We start from the raw sequence: 14,420 nt of genomic DNA, 5'->3' as shown, positions 1-14,420 counted from the left end.
GCAGATAGTGGCAAACAGCGGCCGATGCCAATAACGATCGGTGCATGTGATGAGAGCCATTCAACTGAACCGTTTCGGCGACCCTGACGTTCTCGAAATGGTTGAGGTGCCGAAGCCCGAGCCGCAAGCCGGCGAGGTCCTGGTCCGCGTTCGTGCGGCCGGGGTGAATTTCTTCGAAGTGCTGATGCGCGCAGATCGCTACGCGGTGACGCCGCAACTGCCGATGATCCTTGGCGTCGAGGCCGCCGGGATCGTGGAGGCGCTCGGGCATGGGGTGGATGCTTCCTTGCTCGGCACGCGCGTCGCCGCGCCGTTGTTCGCCTCGAGCCGCCCGTTAGGCGGCTATGCCGATTATGTGACGATTGACGCAAGCCTGGCCGTGCCCTTGCCGGATGCGCTCTCGTTCGAAGCCTCGACGGCATTGATGGTGCAAGGACTGACGGCGTTGCATCTGTCGCGGCAAAGCCCGCCGGCCGGCAAACCGGTGCTGGTCGCCGCTGCCGCGGGCGGCGTCGGTTCGTTGCTTGTCCAGCTTGCGAAGCGGGCAGGGGCGAGCAATGTCATCGCGGCTGCCGGCAGCAAGGCCAAGCTCAATCTTGCTTTGTCGCTGGGGGCCGACGTTGCCGTCGACTACAGCAAAACGGACTGGCCAGAGCGCGTCCGGGCAGCGGCCGGCGGCGCCGGCGTCGACATAATCTACGACATTGTCGGCGGCCCGCTGACGGCGGTTGCGCTGGAGGCTCTGGCACCTCGCGGAGAGCTGGCGTTTGCCGCACTTGGCAGATACGCGCTCGGCGCCCCGGAGATGGAGGCGATGATCGGCCGCAACCAGTCGCTGAGGGGTTTTGCACTGCTGCCGCTGCTTTCTCCAGACGTGCTCCGTGACGGCCTGTCGGGGCTCTTCAATCTGGCGGCAAATGGTGAGCTTAAAGTGACCAACGGCGGTCGCTTCCCGCTCGACCGGGCCAGTCAGGCGCATCGCCTGCTGGAGGAGCGCGGCGCGACCGGCAAGGTCGTCTTGATACCCTAGTAGGTGCTCGGCAAGGAGCCGGGGATCCGGGCTTGTGCCGTTCCGGCCGTCAGCGAACCCGATAGAACGGATTTGGCAGCAGGAACAGCTTCTCGGCATGCCCCCCGAACAAGTCGGATGGCTGGTCGCCGACATTGGCAATTATCGTGTAGCCGGCATTTTCGATTTCGGCCCTTATGGGTGCCTTGAAATCTGCGGCGGAGCCGTATTTGGCCCCAGGCTGGACCATGTAAAGGTGCTCATAGCCGGCATAGCCGGCCGACTGCAGGTTCTGTTCGGTTGCCTGACGCTGGTCCTCCGGACGTCCGGTGATGAAGAACACCGCGACTTTCGCCGTTTGCGCCTGCCGGAAGACCTCCAGCACCGGGTCGATGGCCGGATCCTTCGCAAGCTGGTCCCAGGCGGCCCAGCCACAGGGACCGTCGATTGCGATATCGCAGGCGCCGCTGATCGGGCGGCCGAAATTGTCACGTGTGATCACTTCCCAGTTGGCCAAAGCCGTCTCGTCGATGTCGAGCACCAGTGCGGGGCGAGGCACCTCCGTCGCGCGCTTGACGACCCAGTCGCCGGCCTGCTTCGCCACTGCGGCAAGGTCGCGATCATAGTCGCCGGAATCATGATAATTGGCGGCCGCCAGCATCGCATCGCCGACATTGGCTGGCTGGGACGGGCTTGTGAGAAGGAGCGAATCGGAACGTGCCGGCACAGGAACATTTGTGCCGATCATCAGCACGATTGCCCCGACACGCGCAATTCTATTCCAACCAATCGCCCGCATCACGAGACTTTGCGGTCACGAGAAGTCCGCTGTCAAGCGAGACCGAACAGACGACCGTGCTCCCGGGTGAATTGTGACACGCTTTCGTAACCGACCGCGAACGCCGCGCTGCTCGCGGTCTTTTCCTCCGACAGGTGACGCACCGTCGAAATCTCCGGCGCAAGTGCGTCACCCCAGGTCATAGCCAACACGGCCTTGACCGTGCCCTACGCCGCCTGAACGATCTCGACCAGTTCAACGTCGAACACCAGATCCCGCCCGGCCAACGGATGATTGCCGTCGAGCTTGACGCTGGCGTCGTCCACGCCGACGACTGTTACCGGCATCGGGCGCCCTTCTGGGGTTCTGACCTGCAATCGAGTGCCGATATCGACGTTGATGTTGTCTGGTACGCGGGCGCGGTCAACGGTCATGACCGCTTCGGGGCGGTGGGGGCCATAGGCGGCCTCGGCGGGAACAGTCACGGTGCTTTTCGCGCCCACCTCCATGCCCTCGACATGGATTTCAAGACCGGGAATCACCTGTCCTTCACCCAGCGTGAATTGCAGCGGTTCGTTGCCGGAAGAATCGAATTGGGTGCCGTCTGCCAGGCGTCCATTGTAATTGATGCGCACGGTGTCGCCATTCTTGGCCTGTGTCATGGTAGTCATCCTTTTGGAAGGTTTTGAGGGGCCGGCCAGAGCTCACGGTCCCGTCCTCGATCATCCACGCACTCAAAGTGCACGGCGCGAAACGTTAACACTAGGTGCCTGGCTGCCGATGTAAACCCCGATTGAGCTACGCCGGTATGACGCCGCCGGCGCTCGCCACCTTCGGCAGGAGTGCGCCGGACTAGCGGTCATGCCGCCTCAACCCATTCAGGCGCCGTGCAAATGGCGGCTAGATCAGGTTATGGCCGCCATCGATGCGGATTGTCTCGCCGGTCGTGAAGTCACTTTCCATGAGGTAGAGGTAGGCGGCGGCGACGTCCGCAGCGGTCGGAATTTTTCTCGATGGCAACCGGGCAGCCATGTCGGCAAAGAAGCCGGATTTGGCTTCTCCAACGATGTCCCACATCGGTGTGTCGACCCATCCGGGCGACACGACATTGACGCGCGTCGGGCCCAGTTCGAGCGCCAGGGCGCGGGCGAAGTAGCTGAATGAGCCGGCAATCGCCGCGACGACTGAGCCTCCCGGCACCGGCGGCTTGTCCTTGTTGATACCCGACGTGAAGGTCATGGAGCCGTCGGCCCTCAGGGTGCGCACCGCGTGCTTGGCGAGCATGACGGCGCCAATCAGCTTGTTGTCGACGAAGCGCCGCACCGCCTCCATGTCGGCGCGCTCGATGGGGTCGCCGGGCGGCAGTGTTCCGGCTGTCGATACGAGGTGATCGAACGCACCGACTTTGTCGAACAGGCGAGCGACGCCCGCTTCGTCGGTCATGTCGGCGACCAAGCTTGTCACGCGATTACCCGCATTGAGCGCCCGTTCGGCGGCCTGCAGTTTCTCGTGCGACCGCCCGACGATCACGACCTTAGCTCCGCTGTTGAGCGCAGCTTCCGCGACGCCAAGACCGATGCCGGAACTGCCTCCGACGACGATGACTTTCCTGTCCACGAGCGATGTCACGGGAGGTCTCCATTCGTTTGCGATGTAGGTGAGGGTCAAGCCTTGCCGGCGTAGGCGGCTTCGAGGTCGGCGATGATGATCTTGCGCATCCCATACATCGCCTGCCGGACGCGGTTGGCCTTTTCGCGATCCGGATCGGCACTGAGCCGCGGCAGGATTTCCGGGATGACCTGCCAATAGACGCCGAACTTGTCAGTGAGCCAGCCGCAGGGTTGTTCCCTGCCGCCGCCGGCGGTGAGCGCCTCATAGTAGTAGTCGGTCTCGGCCTGGTCCTTGGTCTCGATGTAGAGCGAGAGCCGCTCGTTGAAGGGCGGCTGCGGCCCGGCGTTGAGCGCTGTAAGGTGCAGTCCCTCGAGCTCGAAATCGAAGGTGGCATGCGGGACCGTCTTGTTGGTTCCGGACACCCAGTCGGTGTATTCGATCGTCTCGAGCACTTTGCCGTTCTTGAAGACCGAGAGATAGAAATCGCGGGCCTCCTTGGCGTCGGTGTTGAACCAGAGGAATGGATGGATGGTGGCCATGTCCGTTCTCCGTTAATTCCTTGCGACAGCGATCTTTCGCGAAGAACCTGTCCGCCGTTACTTTCGTTCAGGCTAGCGGCGGTCCGACTGCCGATAGATCGAGCCGTCCCAGTCGCGGGCAAACCCGAGGTCTTCGAGCCGGCGGGTCGAGAAGCGTGCAATCAGCCGCTCGGTCCGGCGCCGGCTGCTCGAGGCGAGGATGCGGCCGGCCATGCCGGTCAGGACGTCGACGATGGGTTCAACTCGTTTGGCGCTCATGGTGCTCTCCGTGGATGTGGGCGGTTGCCCCGCGACTTTCGTCAGCGAGAGTATCAGTCACATCAGACTTGCCTCTTGCAGCGGCGGCGGATGACTGATTACGTGAGCAAACATGCCGTCTTCCGGTCTGGACGACAAACGACTTATCGGCGACAGTATGTGAGCAACGCTCACACATGCAGGTATCGAATCATGCCCCGGAAGCTGCCTCCCCTCACCACCTTGCCGAGCTTCGAGGCCGCGGCGCGCCTGTTGAGTTTCTCCAAGGCGGCAGAGGAACTTCATGTCACCCACGGCGCCATCAGCCGGGCGATCAAGAACCTTGAGGATCAGCTCGGTGTGCAGCTGTTCGAGCGCGGTACGCGTTCGGTGAGCCTGACCGCCGTCGGCGAGCCCTATGCGCGGGCGGTGCGCGAGGTGCTCGACCAGTTGGCCGCCGCCACCGCTGCAGCAACGGCCCGCTATTCGAGCTCGACACTGAACGTCAGTACCTCCGATGGCTTCGCGGGGAGATGGCTGGTGCCACGCCTCTATCGCTTTCACCGCGCGCATGGCGACATCGATGTGCGGGTTTCGACGAGCGGGAAGCTGACCAATTTCCTCGGCGACGGCATCGATGTCGCGGTCCGCTATGGCAGCGGAAATTATCCGGGGCTCACGTCAGAGTTTTTGACCGGCGAGGAGGTGTTTCCAGTGTGCAGCCCAAAGCTTCTTGAGGGTGCACATCCGCTCCGCACGCCTCAGGATCTCAAACATCACACGCTGATCCGTGACAGCTTTCCGATCGACTGGGCGACCTGGCTCGCAAGCGCCGGGGTCGAGGGCGTGGACCCGCAGAGCGGGATTACCTTCGACTCTGCCACCTTTGCCATGGAGTCGGCAGCACAAGGCGAAGGGGTGGTGCTCGGCCGGACCATGCTCGTTGCAGCCGACCTTGCCGCCGGGCGACTTGTCCGGCCCTTCGGCCACGCCCTGAAATCCCCCTCCAGCTTCTATCTCGTCTACCCGCCAGCGGCGATCCGTCAGCGCAAAGTCAGGGCTTTTCGGGATTGGCTGCTTTCGGAAGTCACGCCGTAAATGGGGTGACGGGAAGGCCGAGCCGAGGGGACAGTTCGCCTACAGATCAATGTCCGAAAAACCGCTACTATCAGCTCGCCCGAACTGCGGTGATGATCCAGGCACGCGAGTCGAAAAGCACGCCGTCCGCGGTCAAGCGCGCGTCGAGCAGTTCGCGCAACCGCCGCAGCGCCGCAGCGACATCCACATCCGCGCTAGCCAGCGGATCCTTCACCAGTTGCAGGCCAAGCAAAGCGTCATAAGCCGCGTCGACGTCCAGGCCATAGAAAACCGGTTCATGCACTTCGGCAAAGTCGACCGAAACAAAACCGGACGCACGCAAGACCTCCGCGGTGATGACGGGGTCACCGAGTGAAAACGGGGTGGCGGCGGCTGCCGATATGGCGGTCCCCGGCGCAATCGCCCGCTGAATGGCAGTCGCCCACTCGTTGCGGTCCTGGCCCTGCCATACCATCCACACAAGACGTGCCCCTGGTCGCATCGCCCGGCCGATATTGGCGAACGCCGCCGCCGGATCGGCAAAGAACATCACGCCAAAGCGACTGATGCACAGATCGAAGCCGGCAGGCGGAAACGCCAGCAATTGCGCATTGCCGCGCTCGAAGGCGACGTTTCGCAATCCCTCGTCCGCGCTACGCCTCCGGGCGAACTCGAGCATCTCGGCCGATACGTCCACCCCGAGCACGCTGCCTTCCACCGCGACGCGGGCAGCATCGCGAGAAGATTGTCCCGAGCCGCATCCGATATCGAGCACGCGATCACGCGTTCCCGCCTTGACGGCAGCCCTGAAGACCTCGTTGTGCCGTCGCAGCTCGGCGTCGTAAAACTCGGCGCAGTTCAACACCATCGCACGCCTGCCTGGACATGATGGGCACGGCGGCATTCCCAGCCGCTCCGCTCTGATCTTGTCGATGATCTCCTCAGCCGGGTGATGCACCGACTTCTGCTTCGGGTCACCCCAGCACTATCAGCCGCGCCGCGCTGCCTCGATCGCGGCAACGTCGATTTTCTTCATCTCCATCATCGCCTCGAATGCGCGCTTTGCTTCGTCGCCGCCGGCAGCCATCGCCTCGGTCAGAACGCGCGGCGTGATTTGCCAGGAGATGCCCCATTTGTCCTTGCACCAACCGCAGGCACTTTCCTGGCCGCCATTGCCGACGATGGCGTTCCAGTAGCGGTCGGTCTCCTGCTGATCGTCGGTGGCGATCTGGAAGGAGAAGGCTTCGTTGTGTTTGAACGCGGGACCGCCATTGAGGCCGAGGCAGGGGATGCCGGCGACCGTGAACTCGACCGTCAGCACGTCGCCCGCCTTCCCGGATGGATAATCGCTGGGAGCACGGTGGACGGATTTCACCGAGCTGTCGGGAAAAGTGTCGGCATAGAAGCGGGCCGCAGCCTCGGCATCCTTGTCGTACCAAAGGCAAATCGTGTTCTTGGCGATTGTCATTGCTGGTCCCTTTGCTTTTGAATCAACCTGGGCTTTTGAAATCAACCTGGGCTGTTGAAATCAACCCGGACCTTTGAAGTCAATCCGGGCTTTTGCAGCCAATCCGGCCATTTTCCTGTCCTCGGGGCGTTTCACAGCCAGCCTCGGCGTTGCACTACGAAAATGGAATGCGCTCGTGCCATCTGACGTTCCGACAGCAACACCTGCACGGCATCAAGGTATCACGGCTGGCACTTTTAAGACCAGATGTGGGCAGTGACTCGAACGGGCGACGGTCCGCCGGGTCCCGACCGGTGGCCTTCACTTTTTTGTCTGGGGCAGCTTTGTCTGGGGCAGCGCCGCTTTGCTCAAGGGCGTGCTGGCTTTCGGTTGGGCGCCCCGGTGCCTCAGGAGGCGCACAAGCAAGTTCCGTCTGCCCTTGCGCGGGACGAGATCGATATCGCTGACAAGCTTTGCGCCGCCCTCGCGACGCTCCAACGTGATCTTGCGGCTATGAAAGGTTTCCAGCTCGGCGCGATGCGCTACGCTGATGATGGTGACCTTCGGCAATTCGCGAATGATCATCTCCATCATCTTGTCCTGGCTCTTCTCATCAAGTGCTGAGGTTGCTTCATCCAGCACTATGATATCGGGGCTGTGCAGCAGAAGACGCGCGAAGGCGAGCCGCTGCTTTTCGCCACCCGACAAGGTCTGGTCCCATGGCGCGTCCTCTTCGATCTTGGCGCTGAGATAATCGAGTCCCACCTTGTCGAGAGCCGCCTTGATCTTTTTCAGCGTCCAGTTGTCGGCGGCGCCTGGATAGGCGACTGCGCGGCGAAGCGTCCCGGTGGGGATGTAAGGCCGTTGCGGCAACATGAACAACCGTCTGTCGGCGTGGATGTTGACGCTGCCGCTACCCCACGGCCACAGGCCTGCGACGGCCCGCACCAGCGTGCTCTTGCCTGAGCCGGATTCGCCGGCAACGAGCACCCGCTCGGCTGGTTTGATCACGACCTCGGTTTCCTTGACCACGGCGGTACCGTCGTCGAGCGACACGGAGAGATTGTTCAGCCCAAGCATCGCATCGCCTTCGGTTTCGCCGCGCTTAATGCGTCCAAGGGTGTTGCTCTGTTCCGCCCGCTCGAGCCCGTCGAGCGACATCATCAGCGAGGCGATGCGCCGTGCACAGGCATTCCAATCAGCGAGACGGGGGTAGTTGTCGACCAGCCATCCGAACGCGCCCTGCACGATGGCAAAGGCCGAGGCAGCCTGCATTACCTGTCCAAGTGTCATGCTGCCTTCGAGAAACTTTGGAGCGCAAAGCAGAACCGGCACGACCGGCGCAAACAGGCTCGACCCCTGCGACACCAGCGCTGTGCGCATGTGCTGGCCTGCAAGGAGCGCCCACTGCCTGAGCACATGGGCGAATGTCTTGTCCATGCCGCTGCGCTCCTCCTCCTCGCCGCCGAGCAATGCGATACTCTCGCCGTTTTCCCGCACGCGCGTCAGCGTGTAGCGGAACTCAGCTTCCGCCTGGTTTTTTTCCTCGGAGAGGTGGACGAAATGGCGGCCGATGACCGCCATCGAGGTGGACGTGATTGCGGCATAGATTACCGCGGTGACGACCAGGAAGCCGGGAATGGTGACGGTCGAACCTGCAATCGGCAGGGTCAAGGCGCCGCCGATCGTCCACAGCACCACGATGAAGGTCGAGGCCGACAGAAATGCGACGATGACACCGGCAATGAAATCGACGGGCGATTCTGTGGCAATCCGCAAATCCTCGGCGATGCGGGCTTCGGGATTGCTGTGGTCACCGCCGACGAGGTTCAGCTGATAGTAGCGGCCGCTTGCGAGCCAACGTGCGATGACTGCGGTGGTGAGCCAGGAGCGCCAGCGGCGCTGTATCGTCATACGAAAGAAGACTTGTGCCACCACAAGGCTTGTGCTTCCGAGCACGAGCGGCACGAAAACGGCGCTCAGCCGATATACGGTATGGGCGTTGCGTTGCTCAATGGCGTCGAAAATCGCGCGATTCCAGACATTGATCCCATACTGGAAGCCGACATTGGTGACGATCAGGACCAACAGCCCGATCGTGCACGGCCAAGCGAGCCTATCGCCAATGCTGCCCCAGTAACCGCGCGCGCTGATCCAGAAACGCTTCAGCAGGTACCTCTTGCGCGCCTGCTCGGCCTCTTCGGGTGTCAGCTCCGGATCGGGTTCGATGAAATCCGGCGGCGGCGCGGCCTCGCCGACGACCTCGGACGCGGCTTCGACAGTCGATTGTTTCTCGTGGCGCGACTTCTCGGCATCGCGCAATTGGGCGGCGTCAACCGATTTCGGCTTGAATCTAGCCTCGGGCATCCGGCGATAACGGCTTAAAAATCAGAAGGTTTCATAGCGTCCGCTCGAGATGGTCAGCTGCCAACAGCGCCTGGGTTTCGCTCATGATTGCCGGCTGCCGTAGCGGCCTCGCTCCTGCATCGGCTCCTGTGACCGCGACGCAGCTCCGCCGGCAGGCGCATCGCATGGAGAAGCGTCGCGCGAAATTAGCTGCAAGGTCGGCCTGACATCGCTTTTCCCGAAGCGACTGCCTCAGGCCGCCTTCCGCTGGGATTTCCATGCTTCGTGGTGCTTTCCCCACGCCGACATCACTGTCACGGCATCGTTCAGGCTAAAGCCCAGCGGCGTGATCGAGTATTCCACGCGCGGCGGAACCTCGTCGTAAGAGCGCCGGCTGATCAGGCCGTCGGCTTCCATCTGCCGCAATTGTTGCGTGAGCACTTTCTCGCTGACGCCGGGCAACAACCGGCGCAGTTCCGCGAAGCGGTATGGCCGCAGATGCAGTTCCCACAGCAGCGAGGTTTTCCATTTTCCGCCGATGGCCTGCAGTGCGGCGGCAAAACCGCAGCTGTCCGGTTCCTTGCATCTCATTTGGCAGTCCCTGTCATGATAGCGCTCGCTTACCTCGAGGTGCGTACTTCTCAGCGCATTGAGAATTTATATCTTCGGCTTGGGCGCGCCAAACATAAACGAACCCTCGTCGCGAGGGCCAACGCCTATCGGAGAAGTCATCATGATATCGAATGTCTGCGTGCTCGGCGCGGGCCGAATGGGCTCGTCCATTGTTCGAACGCTGCTCGGCTACGGCTATCCAACATGGGTCTGGAATCGGACCGCGGCAAAATGTGGCCCGTTGGCGGCTTTGGGCGCGACGGTCGCCCCTTCGGTGGCGGATGGATTCCGAGCAGCCGATGTCGTGATCATCAATGTTCTCGACTATGCCGCCAGCGACGCTTTGCTGAAGCAGGACGGCGTCGCTTCGGTATTGGCCGGTAAAGCCGTCGTGCAACTCACCTCCGGCTCACCGCGCCTGGCGCGGGAAGAAGCTCGCTGGGTGGAGGCGCATGGTGCCGGATATCTGGACGGAGCAATCATGGCCACTCCGGATTTCATCGGAAAACCCGAGACTGCATTGCTCTATTCGGGTTCCCGCGACGTTTACGAGGCGCACAAGCCCCTGCTTTTCGCGCTCGGCGGCGGTACCAGCTTTGTCGGGGAGATTCCCGGCCAGGCTTCCGCGCTTGATACCGCACTGCTCACCCAGATGTGGGGCGGGCTCTTCGGAGCATTGCAGGGGATGGCTATTGCCGAGGTCGAAGGTCTCAGCCTGGAGATGTTCCGGAGCCATCTCTCGGCATTCAAGCCGGTGGTCGATGCGGCTCTCTTCGACCTGGTCGATAGGACAAATGCCAGGCGCTTTGCCGGCGACGACGCAACGCTGGCATCATTGGGCGCCCACTACAGCGCCTTCCAGCACCTGCTCGAGGCATGCGAGGAGCGAGGGCTCGACGCGGGTATTGCCTCGCGCCATGGATACGATCTTTCGGCAGGCGCTTTCGCTCGGGCGCATGGAAGATGATTTTGCATCTCTCGCGCCTCTGTTTCGGAACGGCTCACCGCATCAGAGCAGGAAAACGGCAAATGCATAGCGGCGGTAAGACGAGACGAACCGCGACCTGCTCATGCCGGGCGGTGGAACTTATCCTCACCGGAGAGCCGCGGGGTGTCTACGCGTGCAGTTGCCTGGAGTGTCAGCGATGTACCGGCACGGCGTTTTCGTACCGGGCCATCTACGCCAACGCGGCCCTCGTCGGACAGAAAGGGAGACCAGATCGTGGCGCAGAACCGGGTCGTCGGGACAATGGTTGGAGCAGACATTCTGCACCATTTGCGGATCGGTCGTCTTCATGCGGGCAGAAGGATTGGGGGATGCGCTGTCGGTCTCGGTCGGCTGTCTGGAGGACCCGCATTTTCCGGCCCCGGCAACGCTCCACTGGCCTGACAGGAAACATAAATGGCTTTGTTTGGAAGGCTTGCCCAAGGTCGCTTGAGGAGCGAAATGGCGATGCGTGCAGACGCTGGCACAGAGTTGCAACAGACATTCAGGGTTCACTCTGCTGGACGAGCAGTCTCTACAATTCGCTTCAGGCTCTCAAGATTTGTTCGCATGCCGCGTTCGAAGAAGCTGGACGCGAGCGGCGCGAGAAGCGCCATCGGCCCGGGAAGCCCTTTTCCGGTAATCGAACCCTCGAGGTGGAGATGCGTTTTGTGGCCTGTCGGCGCCAGCCGAGAGCGGTAGGTGAATGGCGTCGGCCCGCTCAAGCTGGACAAAGTCAGCAGTGCATCGACGTCGAACTCGGTGACCTCCACGATGTTTTCGAGGACCCGCCCGGCAAGGTCGCGGCTGAAGCGATAGCGCTGCCGGGCCCGACCGGGCCGGGCGTGAGCTTGGCTACCGACTGCACAGCCGAGTACCAGGCCGGAGCCGCTTCAATATCCTCGATATGACGGAAGACGGTCTGGGCAGGCCTGTCGATCTCGATTGATATGTCGAACATTTGTGACTTATTCCTTCGGGAGATCGGATGATGGCCCATCGCGCCGGGTGATTGCGTTGCCGGCAGCTGTTCCGGCGACCAGAACTCGCAGCAGCCCGACGGCGGTTGTGATCTCGTCCAGGGTGAGCCGCTGGCCCAGCCATCCGTAAAGCCGGGATTCGACCTGCCGGATTTCGGCGGCGAGCCGGTGCCCCTCCTGTGTCAGTTCGAGTTCCACCTCCCGGCGGTCCTCCGGGTTTTCGCGCCTGACGACGAGCGCCCGCTCGACCAGCGTGCTTACCAGCCGGCTCGGACTGCCGGTCTCACAGACCAGCAGCTTGCCAACGGCATTGAGCGACATTGGTCCGCCGGCCTTCAGGCAGCTGATGACTTCAGCCTGGGAAGGGGTGACGCCAAGCGGCGAGAGCAAGTCGGTAAGCAGCCTGTTGCCTTCGCGCTGGGCGCCGAGAATGAGGAATCGCAGCTCCTCTTCCGGTTTCATGCCGCCGCTCCCAGTTCGAGCGGGGCGGTCACCAGCTGACGCGTCGCCAGCCGCACGGCGCTCTCCGGATCATGGGTCGGCAGATAGATCGTCGGCCGCTGCTGGGCGAGCTGCCGGACGGCCCTCAGGGTCGTCGCGGCAAGTTGGGTATCGGGTCCCACGCCGTCCACCTTGCCGGCAAGCATCAGTGCCTGGTTGTATGAGGTGTCGCCGGCGAGAAAGAGCGTTGCGTCGCCATCCTCCACCAGCACCGAAAGATGACCGGCAGTGTGACCGGGGGTAGCGATCGCAATGACGTCGCCCGCTTTGGTCAAGCGCTTACTCGCCGCAAACGGGCCGAACGGCCCGTCGTCGAGCTCGAGCCGTATGGGGTTGAACCAGTCGGGCCAGCGCTGCGGCAGGTAGCCGCGGAGCATTCCCATGAAACCCGACGCCGTGTCGATCTCACTGGGGGCGGCGAGTATCTCGCTATGGGGAAAATGCACCAGGCCCGCATCGTGGTCCATGTGCAGATGCGTGAGCACCACCCGTTTGACGTCGCGCGGCCCGATACCCAGGCCACGCAGCTGCGGCCCGATCTCTTCTTCCGGCTCGATACGAAAGTGCACTTCCCAGCGAAAGAACGGATGCAGCGAGCGTCCGTGCCCGTTCAGCAGATGCGCCGCCTGTCCAGTGTCGACTACAATGACGCCTTCGTCATGCTCGATGGCCCAGGCGAAGGTCGGCAACCAGCCGGACCAGTTCCTGTCGGCAAAGATGCTGGCAAGCCCATGACCGCGTCCTTCGATCTGGGCCGTCTTGATGCGGACCGACCCGGTCCGGATGGCATGTACTTTCATTTTTTCCTCTCCATTAGATGATATGTCATCGTATGACACGTCATATATTTAAGAGTCAATAGGACGGAGGAGAAAAGATCAGCGCGATGGCGATCGCGAGCATCTGCCGCTCAGCCCGATCGCGCAGGCGCTGAATTCCGGAACAAGGGTGCGATTTTGCCGTTGAGCCAGAAACTGGAAGCGACCCGCATGTCCGAATTGCCGAATGAAGAGATCGAAGGGCGGCTGAACGCCCAGCGCGAGACTTTGGCGCTGGTCGTCGCACTGCTTGCCAGCAAGGATACGGCACCCGAGCGAATATGGGCCGAACTGGAGGCCCGTTTTCAGTTTCAGAACAGTCAGGAGGACCCCGGCGTCCTGCCAAGCAGCGCATTCGCCATCGAGGCTGCGAAGATGCGGGAGTTCAAGCTGATCGCCGAAGAGGCGCGGGCGCGCACTGCGGAATGGAACGGCAGGGACAAGCCACAGGGCGCCAGCTGAAGCCCCGGCGAGTGGTTGCAGGACCGGCTATTTTGCGAGGGGCCGAGCAGGCGTCAGCTTTGCCCTAGAAGTGCACGCGCCAACTCTTCCCATTCCTCGTCAAGCGTTGAGGTCGACGGCGCGGCATTGCTGCGCCGATACCAATATTCGGCATTCGACTGGTCGCCTTCCTTGCGGTGGAGATAGGCATGCACGTGCATGCCCGCCGTATCGTCGCGCTGCTGCGCGCATTCGTGCGCCTTAGCCCAATCGCCCTTTGCCTCCCACCACAGCGCCTGCAGGGCAGGGCTCAAGCCGGCTGGCGGCTGTGGTTTTGCAATCGAATCCCTGAAGATTTGCAGATCCATTTTTCCACCCTAGCAACGTACAGGGCGCCGATAATACCTGCACCGGCAGCCGACCGATAGCGTGCATCGGGCGGGACAACCGGAATGGGTGTCGGGAGCCGATAACCGCACGGCCAGATGCTTGATTTGGTGACGTGCATGAAATAGTGCGCACCACGGCACCATGATGCCTGAGACAGCGAGGATGGGTAGCGAGCCGATGACAGCCCCCGACAACGCACGCCAATTCTACCACGGCACCCGGGTCGACCTTAAACCGGGAGACCTGATAGAAGCCGGCTACAGCTCCAATTACGGCGCGAGAAAGCAGGCAGCCTGGGTCTATCTGACCGGCACTCTGGATGCGGCCATCTGGGGTGCCGAGCTGGCCGCTGGTGACGGGCGGGAAAGGATCTACATCGTGGAGCCAACCGGCCCGATCATGGACGACCCCAATCTTACGGACAAGAAATTTCCCGGCAATCCGACGCAGTCCTATCGCTCCCGCGAGCCGCTCAGGATCACGAGCGAGGTCGCCAAGTGGCAGGGCCACTCCCCGGAGCGGCTGAAAGAGATGAAGGACCATATCGAACGGCTGAAGGCGCAAGGCATCGAGGCGATCGATTGATCGCTAAATCCTGCGATTGCCAAGCTTGGCTCTGACCTACGGTCGGCGGCAGTCGCCGCGAAAT

General features: G+C 62.3%; 19 protein-coding genes and 2 pseudogenes. 6 read left to right on the top strand and 15 right to left on the bottom strand.

Annotation, left to right across the window (positions count from 1 at the left end; translation table 11 throughout):
* Nucleotides 1–49 precede the first annotated feature (49 nt).
* On the top strand, nt 50–1,030 hold the full coding sequence (locus tag NKG95_RS13715; protein WP_353041116.1) for a quinone oxidoreductase family protein: 981 nt from the start codon (nt 50–52) through the stop codon (nt 1,028–1,030).
* A gap of 49 nt (nt 1,031–1,079) precedes the next feature.
* Here the strand turns inward: NKG95_RS13715 and NKG95_RS13710 are convergent, their stop codons facing one another.
* From NKG95_RS13710 to NKG95_RS13685, 6 genes and pseudogenes are all read right to left on the bottom strand, one after another.
* Nucleotides 1,080–1,757, bottom strand: coding sequence for an HAD family acid phosphatase (locus NKG95_RS13710; protein ID WP_353041114.1), 678 nt, complete (start codon nt 1,755–1,757; stop codon nt 1,080–1,082).
* An 83-nt stretch (nt 1,758–1,840) separates the two neighbouring features.
* Nucleotides 1,841–1,924: pseudogene (locus NKG95_RS34290) on the bottom strand (helix-turn-helix domain-containing protein); the annotation flags it as partial.
* 90 nt (nt 1,925–2,014) lie between these two features.
* Nucleotides 2,015–2,449, bottom strand: coding sequence for an FKBP-type peptidyl-prolyl cis-trans isomerase (locus NKG95_RS13700; protein WP_353041110.1), 435 nt, complete (start codon nt 2,447–2,449; stop codon nt 2,015–2,017).
* Between the two features lie 238 nt (nt 2,450–2,687).
* On the bottom strand, nt 2,688–3,416 hold the full coding sequence (locus tag NKG95_RS13695) for an SDR family oxidoreductase (RefSeq protein ID WP_023719135.1): 729 nt from the start codon (nt 3,414–3,416) through the stop codon (nt 2,688–2,690).
* A 35-nt stretch (nt 3,417–3,451) separates the two neighbouring features.
* The gene (locus tag NKG95_RS13690; protein WP_352483124.1) at nt 3,452–3,937 is read right to left on the bottom strand and encodes a VOC family protein; all 486 of its coding nucleotides are present in this window, start codon (nt 3,935–3,937) and stop codon (nt 3,452–3,454) included.
* A 72-nt stretch (nt 3,938–4,009) separates the two neighbouring features.
* Entirely contained in the window at nt 4,010–4,195 is a 186-nt protein-coding gene (locus tag NKG95_RS13685) for a DUF1127 domain-containing protein (RefSeq protein ID WP_352483125.1), read from the bottom strand.
* A 192-nt stretch (nt 4,196–4,387) separates the two neighbouring features.
* Here NKG95_RS13685 and NKG95_RS13680 point away from each other — a divergent pair, with 192 nt between their 5' ends.
* Nucleotides 4,388–5,272: a transcriptional regulator GcvA gene (locus tag NKG95_RS13680; protein WP_353041108.1), complete on the top strand. Its 885-nt coding sequence runs from the start codon at nt 4,388–4,390 to the stop codon at nt 5,270–5,272.
* Nucleotides 5,273–5,342: 70 nt separating this feature from the next.
* Here NKG95_RS13680 and NKG95_RS13675 read toward each other — a convergent pair whose 3' ends face one another.
* From NKG95_RS13675 to NKG95_RS13660, 4 genes are all read right to left on the bottom strand, one after another.
* A complete protein-coding gene (locus NKG95_RS13675) occupies nt 5,343–6,119 on the bottom strand; it encodes a class I SAM-dependent methyltransferase (protein WP_023719131.1) in 777 nt (258 codons plus the stop codon).
* Nucleotides 6,120–6,239: 120 nt separating this feature from the next.
* Nucleotides 6,240–6,713 carry a VOC family protein gene (locus tag NKG95_RS13670; protein WP_353041217.1) on the bottom strand — a complete coding sequence of 158 codons (474 nt, stop codon included), beginning with the start codon at nt 6,711–6,713 and terminating at the stop codon, nt 6,240–6,242.
* Between the two features lie 306 nt (nt 6,714–7,019).
* On the bottom strand, nt 7,020–9,065 hold the full coding sequence (locus NKG95_RS13665; RefSeq protein WP_353041106.1) for an ABC transporter ATP-binding protein/permease: 2,046 nt from the start codon (nt 9,063–9,065) through the stop codon (nt 7,020–7,022).
* A gap of 231 nt (nt 9,066–9,296) precedes the next feature.
* Nucleotides 9,297–9,635: a winged helix-turn-helix transcriptional regulator gene (locus tag NKG95_RS13660; RefSeq protein WP_352639970.1), complete on the bottom strand. Its 339-nt coding sequence runs from the start codon at nt 9,633–9,635 to the stop codon at nt 9,297–9,299.
* A 142-nt stretch (nt 9,636–9,777) separates the two neighbouring features.
* Between NKG95_RS13660 and NKG95_RS13655 the strand changes: the two genes are divergently transcribed.
* Together NKG95_RS13655 and NKG95_RS13650 are read left to right on the top strand one after the other, a co-directional pair.
* On the top strand, nt 9,778–10,623 hold the full coding sequence (locus tag NKG95_RS13655; protein WP_353041104.1) for an NAD(P)-dependent oxidoreductase: 846 nt from the start codon (nt 9,778–9,780) through the stop codon (nt 10,621–10,623).
* Nucleotides 10,533–11,095 (top strand): annotated as a pseudogene (locus NKG95_RS13650) (GFA family protein). The gene NKG95_RS13655 and the pseudogene NKG95_RS13650 overlap by 91 nt, the downstream one beginning before the upstream one ends.
* A 58-nt stretch (nt 11,096–11,153) precedes the next feature.
* Here NKG95_RS13650 and NKG95_RS13645 read toward each other — a convergent pair.
* From NKG95_RS13645 to NKG95_RS13630, 4 genes are read right to left on the bottom strand one after another with little or no spacing between them, the layout of a single operon-like run.
* Nucleotides 11,154–11,414: an SRPBCC family protein gene (locus NKG95_RS13645; protein WP_353041100.1), complete on the bottom strand. Its 261-nt coding sequence runs from the start codon at nt 11,412–11,414 to the stop codon at nt 11,154–11,156.
* Nucleotides 11,378–11,602 (bottom strand): SRPBCC family protein, encoded by a 225-nt coding sequence (locus tag NKG95_RS13640; protein ID WP_353041098.1) that lies wholly within the window; start codon nt 11,600–11,602, stop codon nt 11,378–11,380. Before NKG95_RS13640 ends, NKG95_RS13645 begins: the two co-directional genes overlap by 37 nt.
* 7 nt (nt 11,603–11,609) lie before the next feature.
* The gene (locus tag NKG95_RS13635; protein WP_353041096.1) at nt 11,610–12,083 is read right to left on the bottom strand and encodes a MarR family winged helix-turn-helix transcriptional regulator; all 474 of its coding nucleotides are present in this window, start codon (nt 12,081–12,083) and stop codon (nt 11,610–11,612) included.
* A complete protein-coding gene (locus NKG95_RS13630) occupies nt 12,080–12,922 on the bottom strand; it encodes an N-acyl homoserine lactonase family protein (RefSeq protein WP_353021961.1) in 843 nt (280 codons plus the stop codon). Before NKG95_RS13630 ends, NKG95_RS13635 begins: the two co-directional genes overlap by 4 nt.
* Before the next feature lie 189 nt (nt 12,923–13,111).
* Here NKG95_RS13630 and NKG95_RS13625 point away from each other — a divergent pair, with 189 nt between their 5' ends.
* On the top strand, nt 13,112–13,402 hold the full coding sequence (locus NKG95_RS13625) for a hypothetical protein (protein WP_352639966.1): 291 nt from the start codon (nt 13,112–13,114) through the stop codon (nt 13,400–13,402).
* A 53-nt stretch (nt 13,403–13,455) separates the two neighbouring features.
* On the opposite strand, the gene NKG95_RS13620 is transcribed toward NKG95_RS13625, so the two are convergent.
* Nucleotides 13,456–13,749 carry a hypothetical protein gene (locus NKG95_RS13620; RefSeq protein ID WP_352639965.1) on the bottom strand — a complete coding sequence of 98 codons (294 nt, stop codon included), beginning with the start codon at nt 13,747–13,749 and terminating at the stop codon, nt 13,456–13,458.
* Between the two features lie 199 nt (nt 13,750–13,948).
* On the opposite strand from NKG95_RS13620, the gene arr reads away from it, so the two are divergent.
* Nucleotides 13,949–14,356 (top strand): NAD(+)--rifampin ADP-ribosyltransferase, encoded by a 408-nt coding sequence (arr, locus tag NKG95_RS13615; RefSeq protein ID WP_502913948.1) that lies wholly within the window; start codon nt 13,949–13,951, stop codon nt 14,354–14,356.
* The last annotated feature ends 64 nt before the right edge of the window (nt 14,357–14,420 follow it).

This window comes from Mesorhizobium sp. M1423 (genome assembly GCF_040317575.1).
Lineage (GTDB): Bacteria > Pseudomonadota > Alphaproteobacteria > Rhizobiales > Rhizobiaceae > Mesorhizobium.
This window is presented reverse-complemented; position numbering and strand designations above follow the sequence as displayed.

Bases quoted from the DNA above. Each gene is read 5' to 3' on its own strand.
- NKG95_RS13715 (WP_353041116.1), top strand. From the start codon at position 50: ATGAGAGCCATTCAACTGAACCGTTTCGGCGACCCTGACGTTCTCGAA.
- NKG95_RS13710 (WP_353041114.1), bottom strand. From the start codon at position 1,757: ATGATCGGCACAAATGTTCCTGTGCCGGCACGTTCCGATTCGCTCCTT.
- NKG95_RS13700 (WP_353041110.1), bottom strand. From the start codon at position 2,449: ATGACACAGGCCAAGAATGGCGACACCGTGCGCATCAATTACAATGGA.
- NKG95_RS13690 (WP_352483124.1), bottom strand. From the start codon at position 3,937: ATGGCCACCATCCATCCATTCCTCTGGTTCAACACCGACGCCAAGGAG.
- NKG95_RS13685 (WP_352483125.1), bottom strand. From the start codon at position 4,195: ATGAGCGCCAAACGAGTTGAACCCATCGTCGACGTCCTGACCGGCATG.
- NKG95_RS13680 (WP_353041108.1), top strand. From the start codon at position 4,388: ATGCCCCGGAAGCTGCCTCCCCTCACCACCTTGCCGAGCTTCGAGGCC.
- NKG95_RS13675 (WP_023719131.1), bottom strand. From the start codon at position 6,119: ATGGTGTTGAACTGCGCCGAGTTTTACGACGCCGAGCTGCGACGGCAC.
- NKG95_RS13665 (WP_353041106.1), bottom strand. From the start codon at position 9,065: ATGCCCGAGGCTAGATTCAAGCCGAAATCGGTTGACGCCGCCCAATTG.
- NKG95_RS13660 (WP_352639970.1), bottom strand. From the start codon at position 9,635: ATGAGATGCAAGGAACCGGACAGCTGCGGTTTTGCCGCCGCACTGCAG.
- NKG95_RS13655 (WP_353041104.1), top strand. From the start codon at position 9,778: ATGATATCGAATGTCTGCGTGCTCGGCGCGGGCCGAATGGGCTCGTCC.
- NKG95_RS13640 (WP_353041098.1), bottom strand. From the start codon at position 11,602: ATGTTCGACATATCAATCGAGATCGACAGGCCTGCCCAGACCGTCTTC.
- NKG95_RS13635 (WP_353041096.1), bottom strand. From the start codon at position 12,083: ATGAAACCGGAAGAGGAGCTGCGATTCCTCATTCTCGGCGCCCAGCGC.
- NKG95_RS13630 (WP_353021961.1), bottom strand. From the start codon at position 12,922: ATGAAAGTACATGCCATCCGGACCGGGTCGGTCCGCATCAAGACGGCC.
- NKG95_RS13625 (WP_352639966.1), top strand. From the start codon at position 13,112: ATGTCCGAATTGCCGAATGAAGAGATCGAAGGGCGGCTGAACGCCCAG.
- NKG95_RS13620 (WP_352639965.1), bottom strand. From the start codon at position 13,749: ATGGATCTGCAAATCTTCAGGGATTCGATTGCAAAACCACAGCCGCCA.
- arr (WP_502913948.1), top strand. From the start codon at position 13,949: ATGACAGCCCCCGACAACGCACGCCAATTCTACCACGGCACCCGGGTC.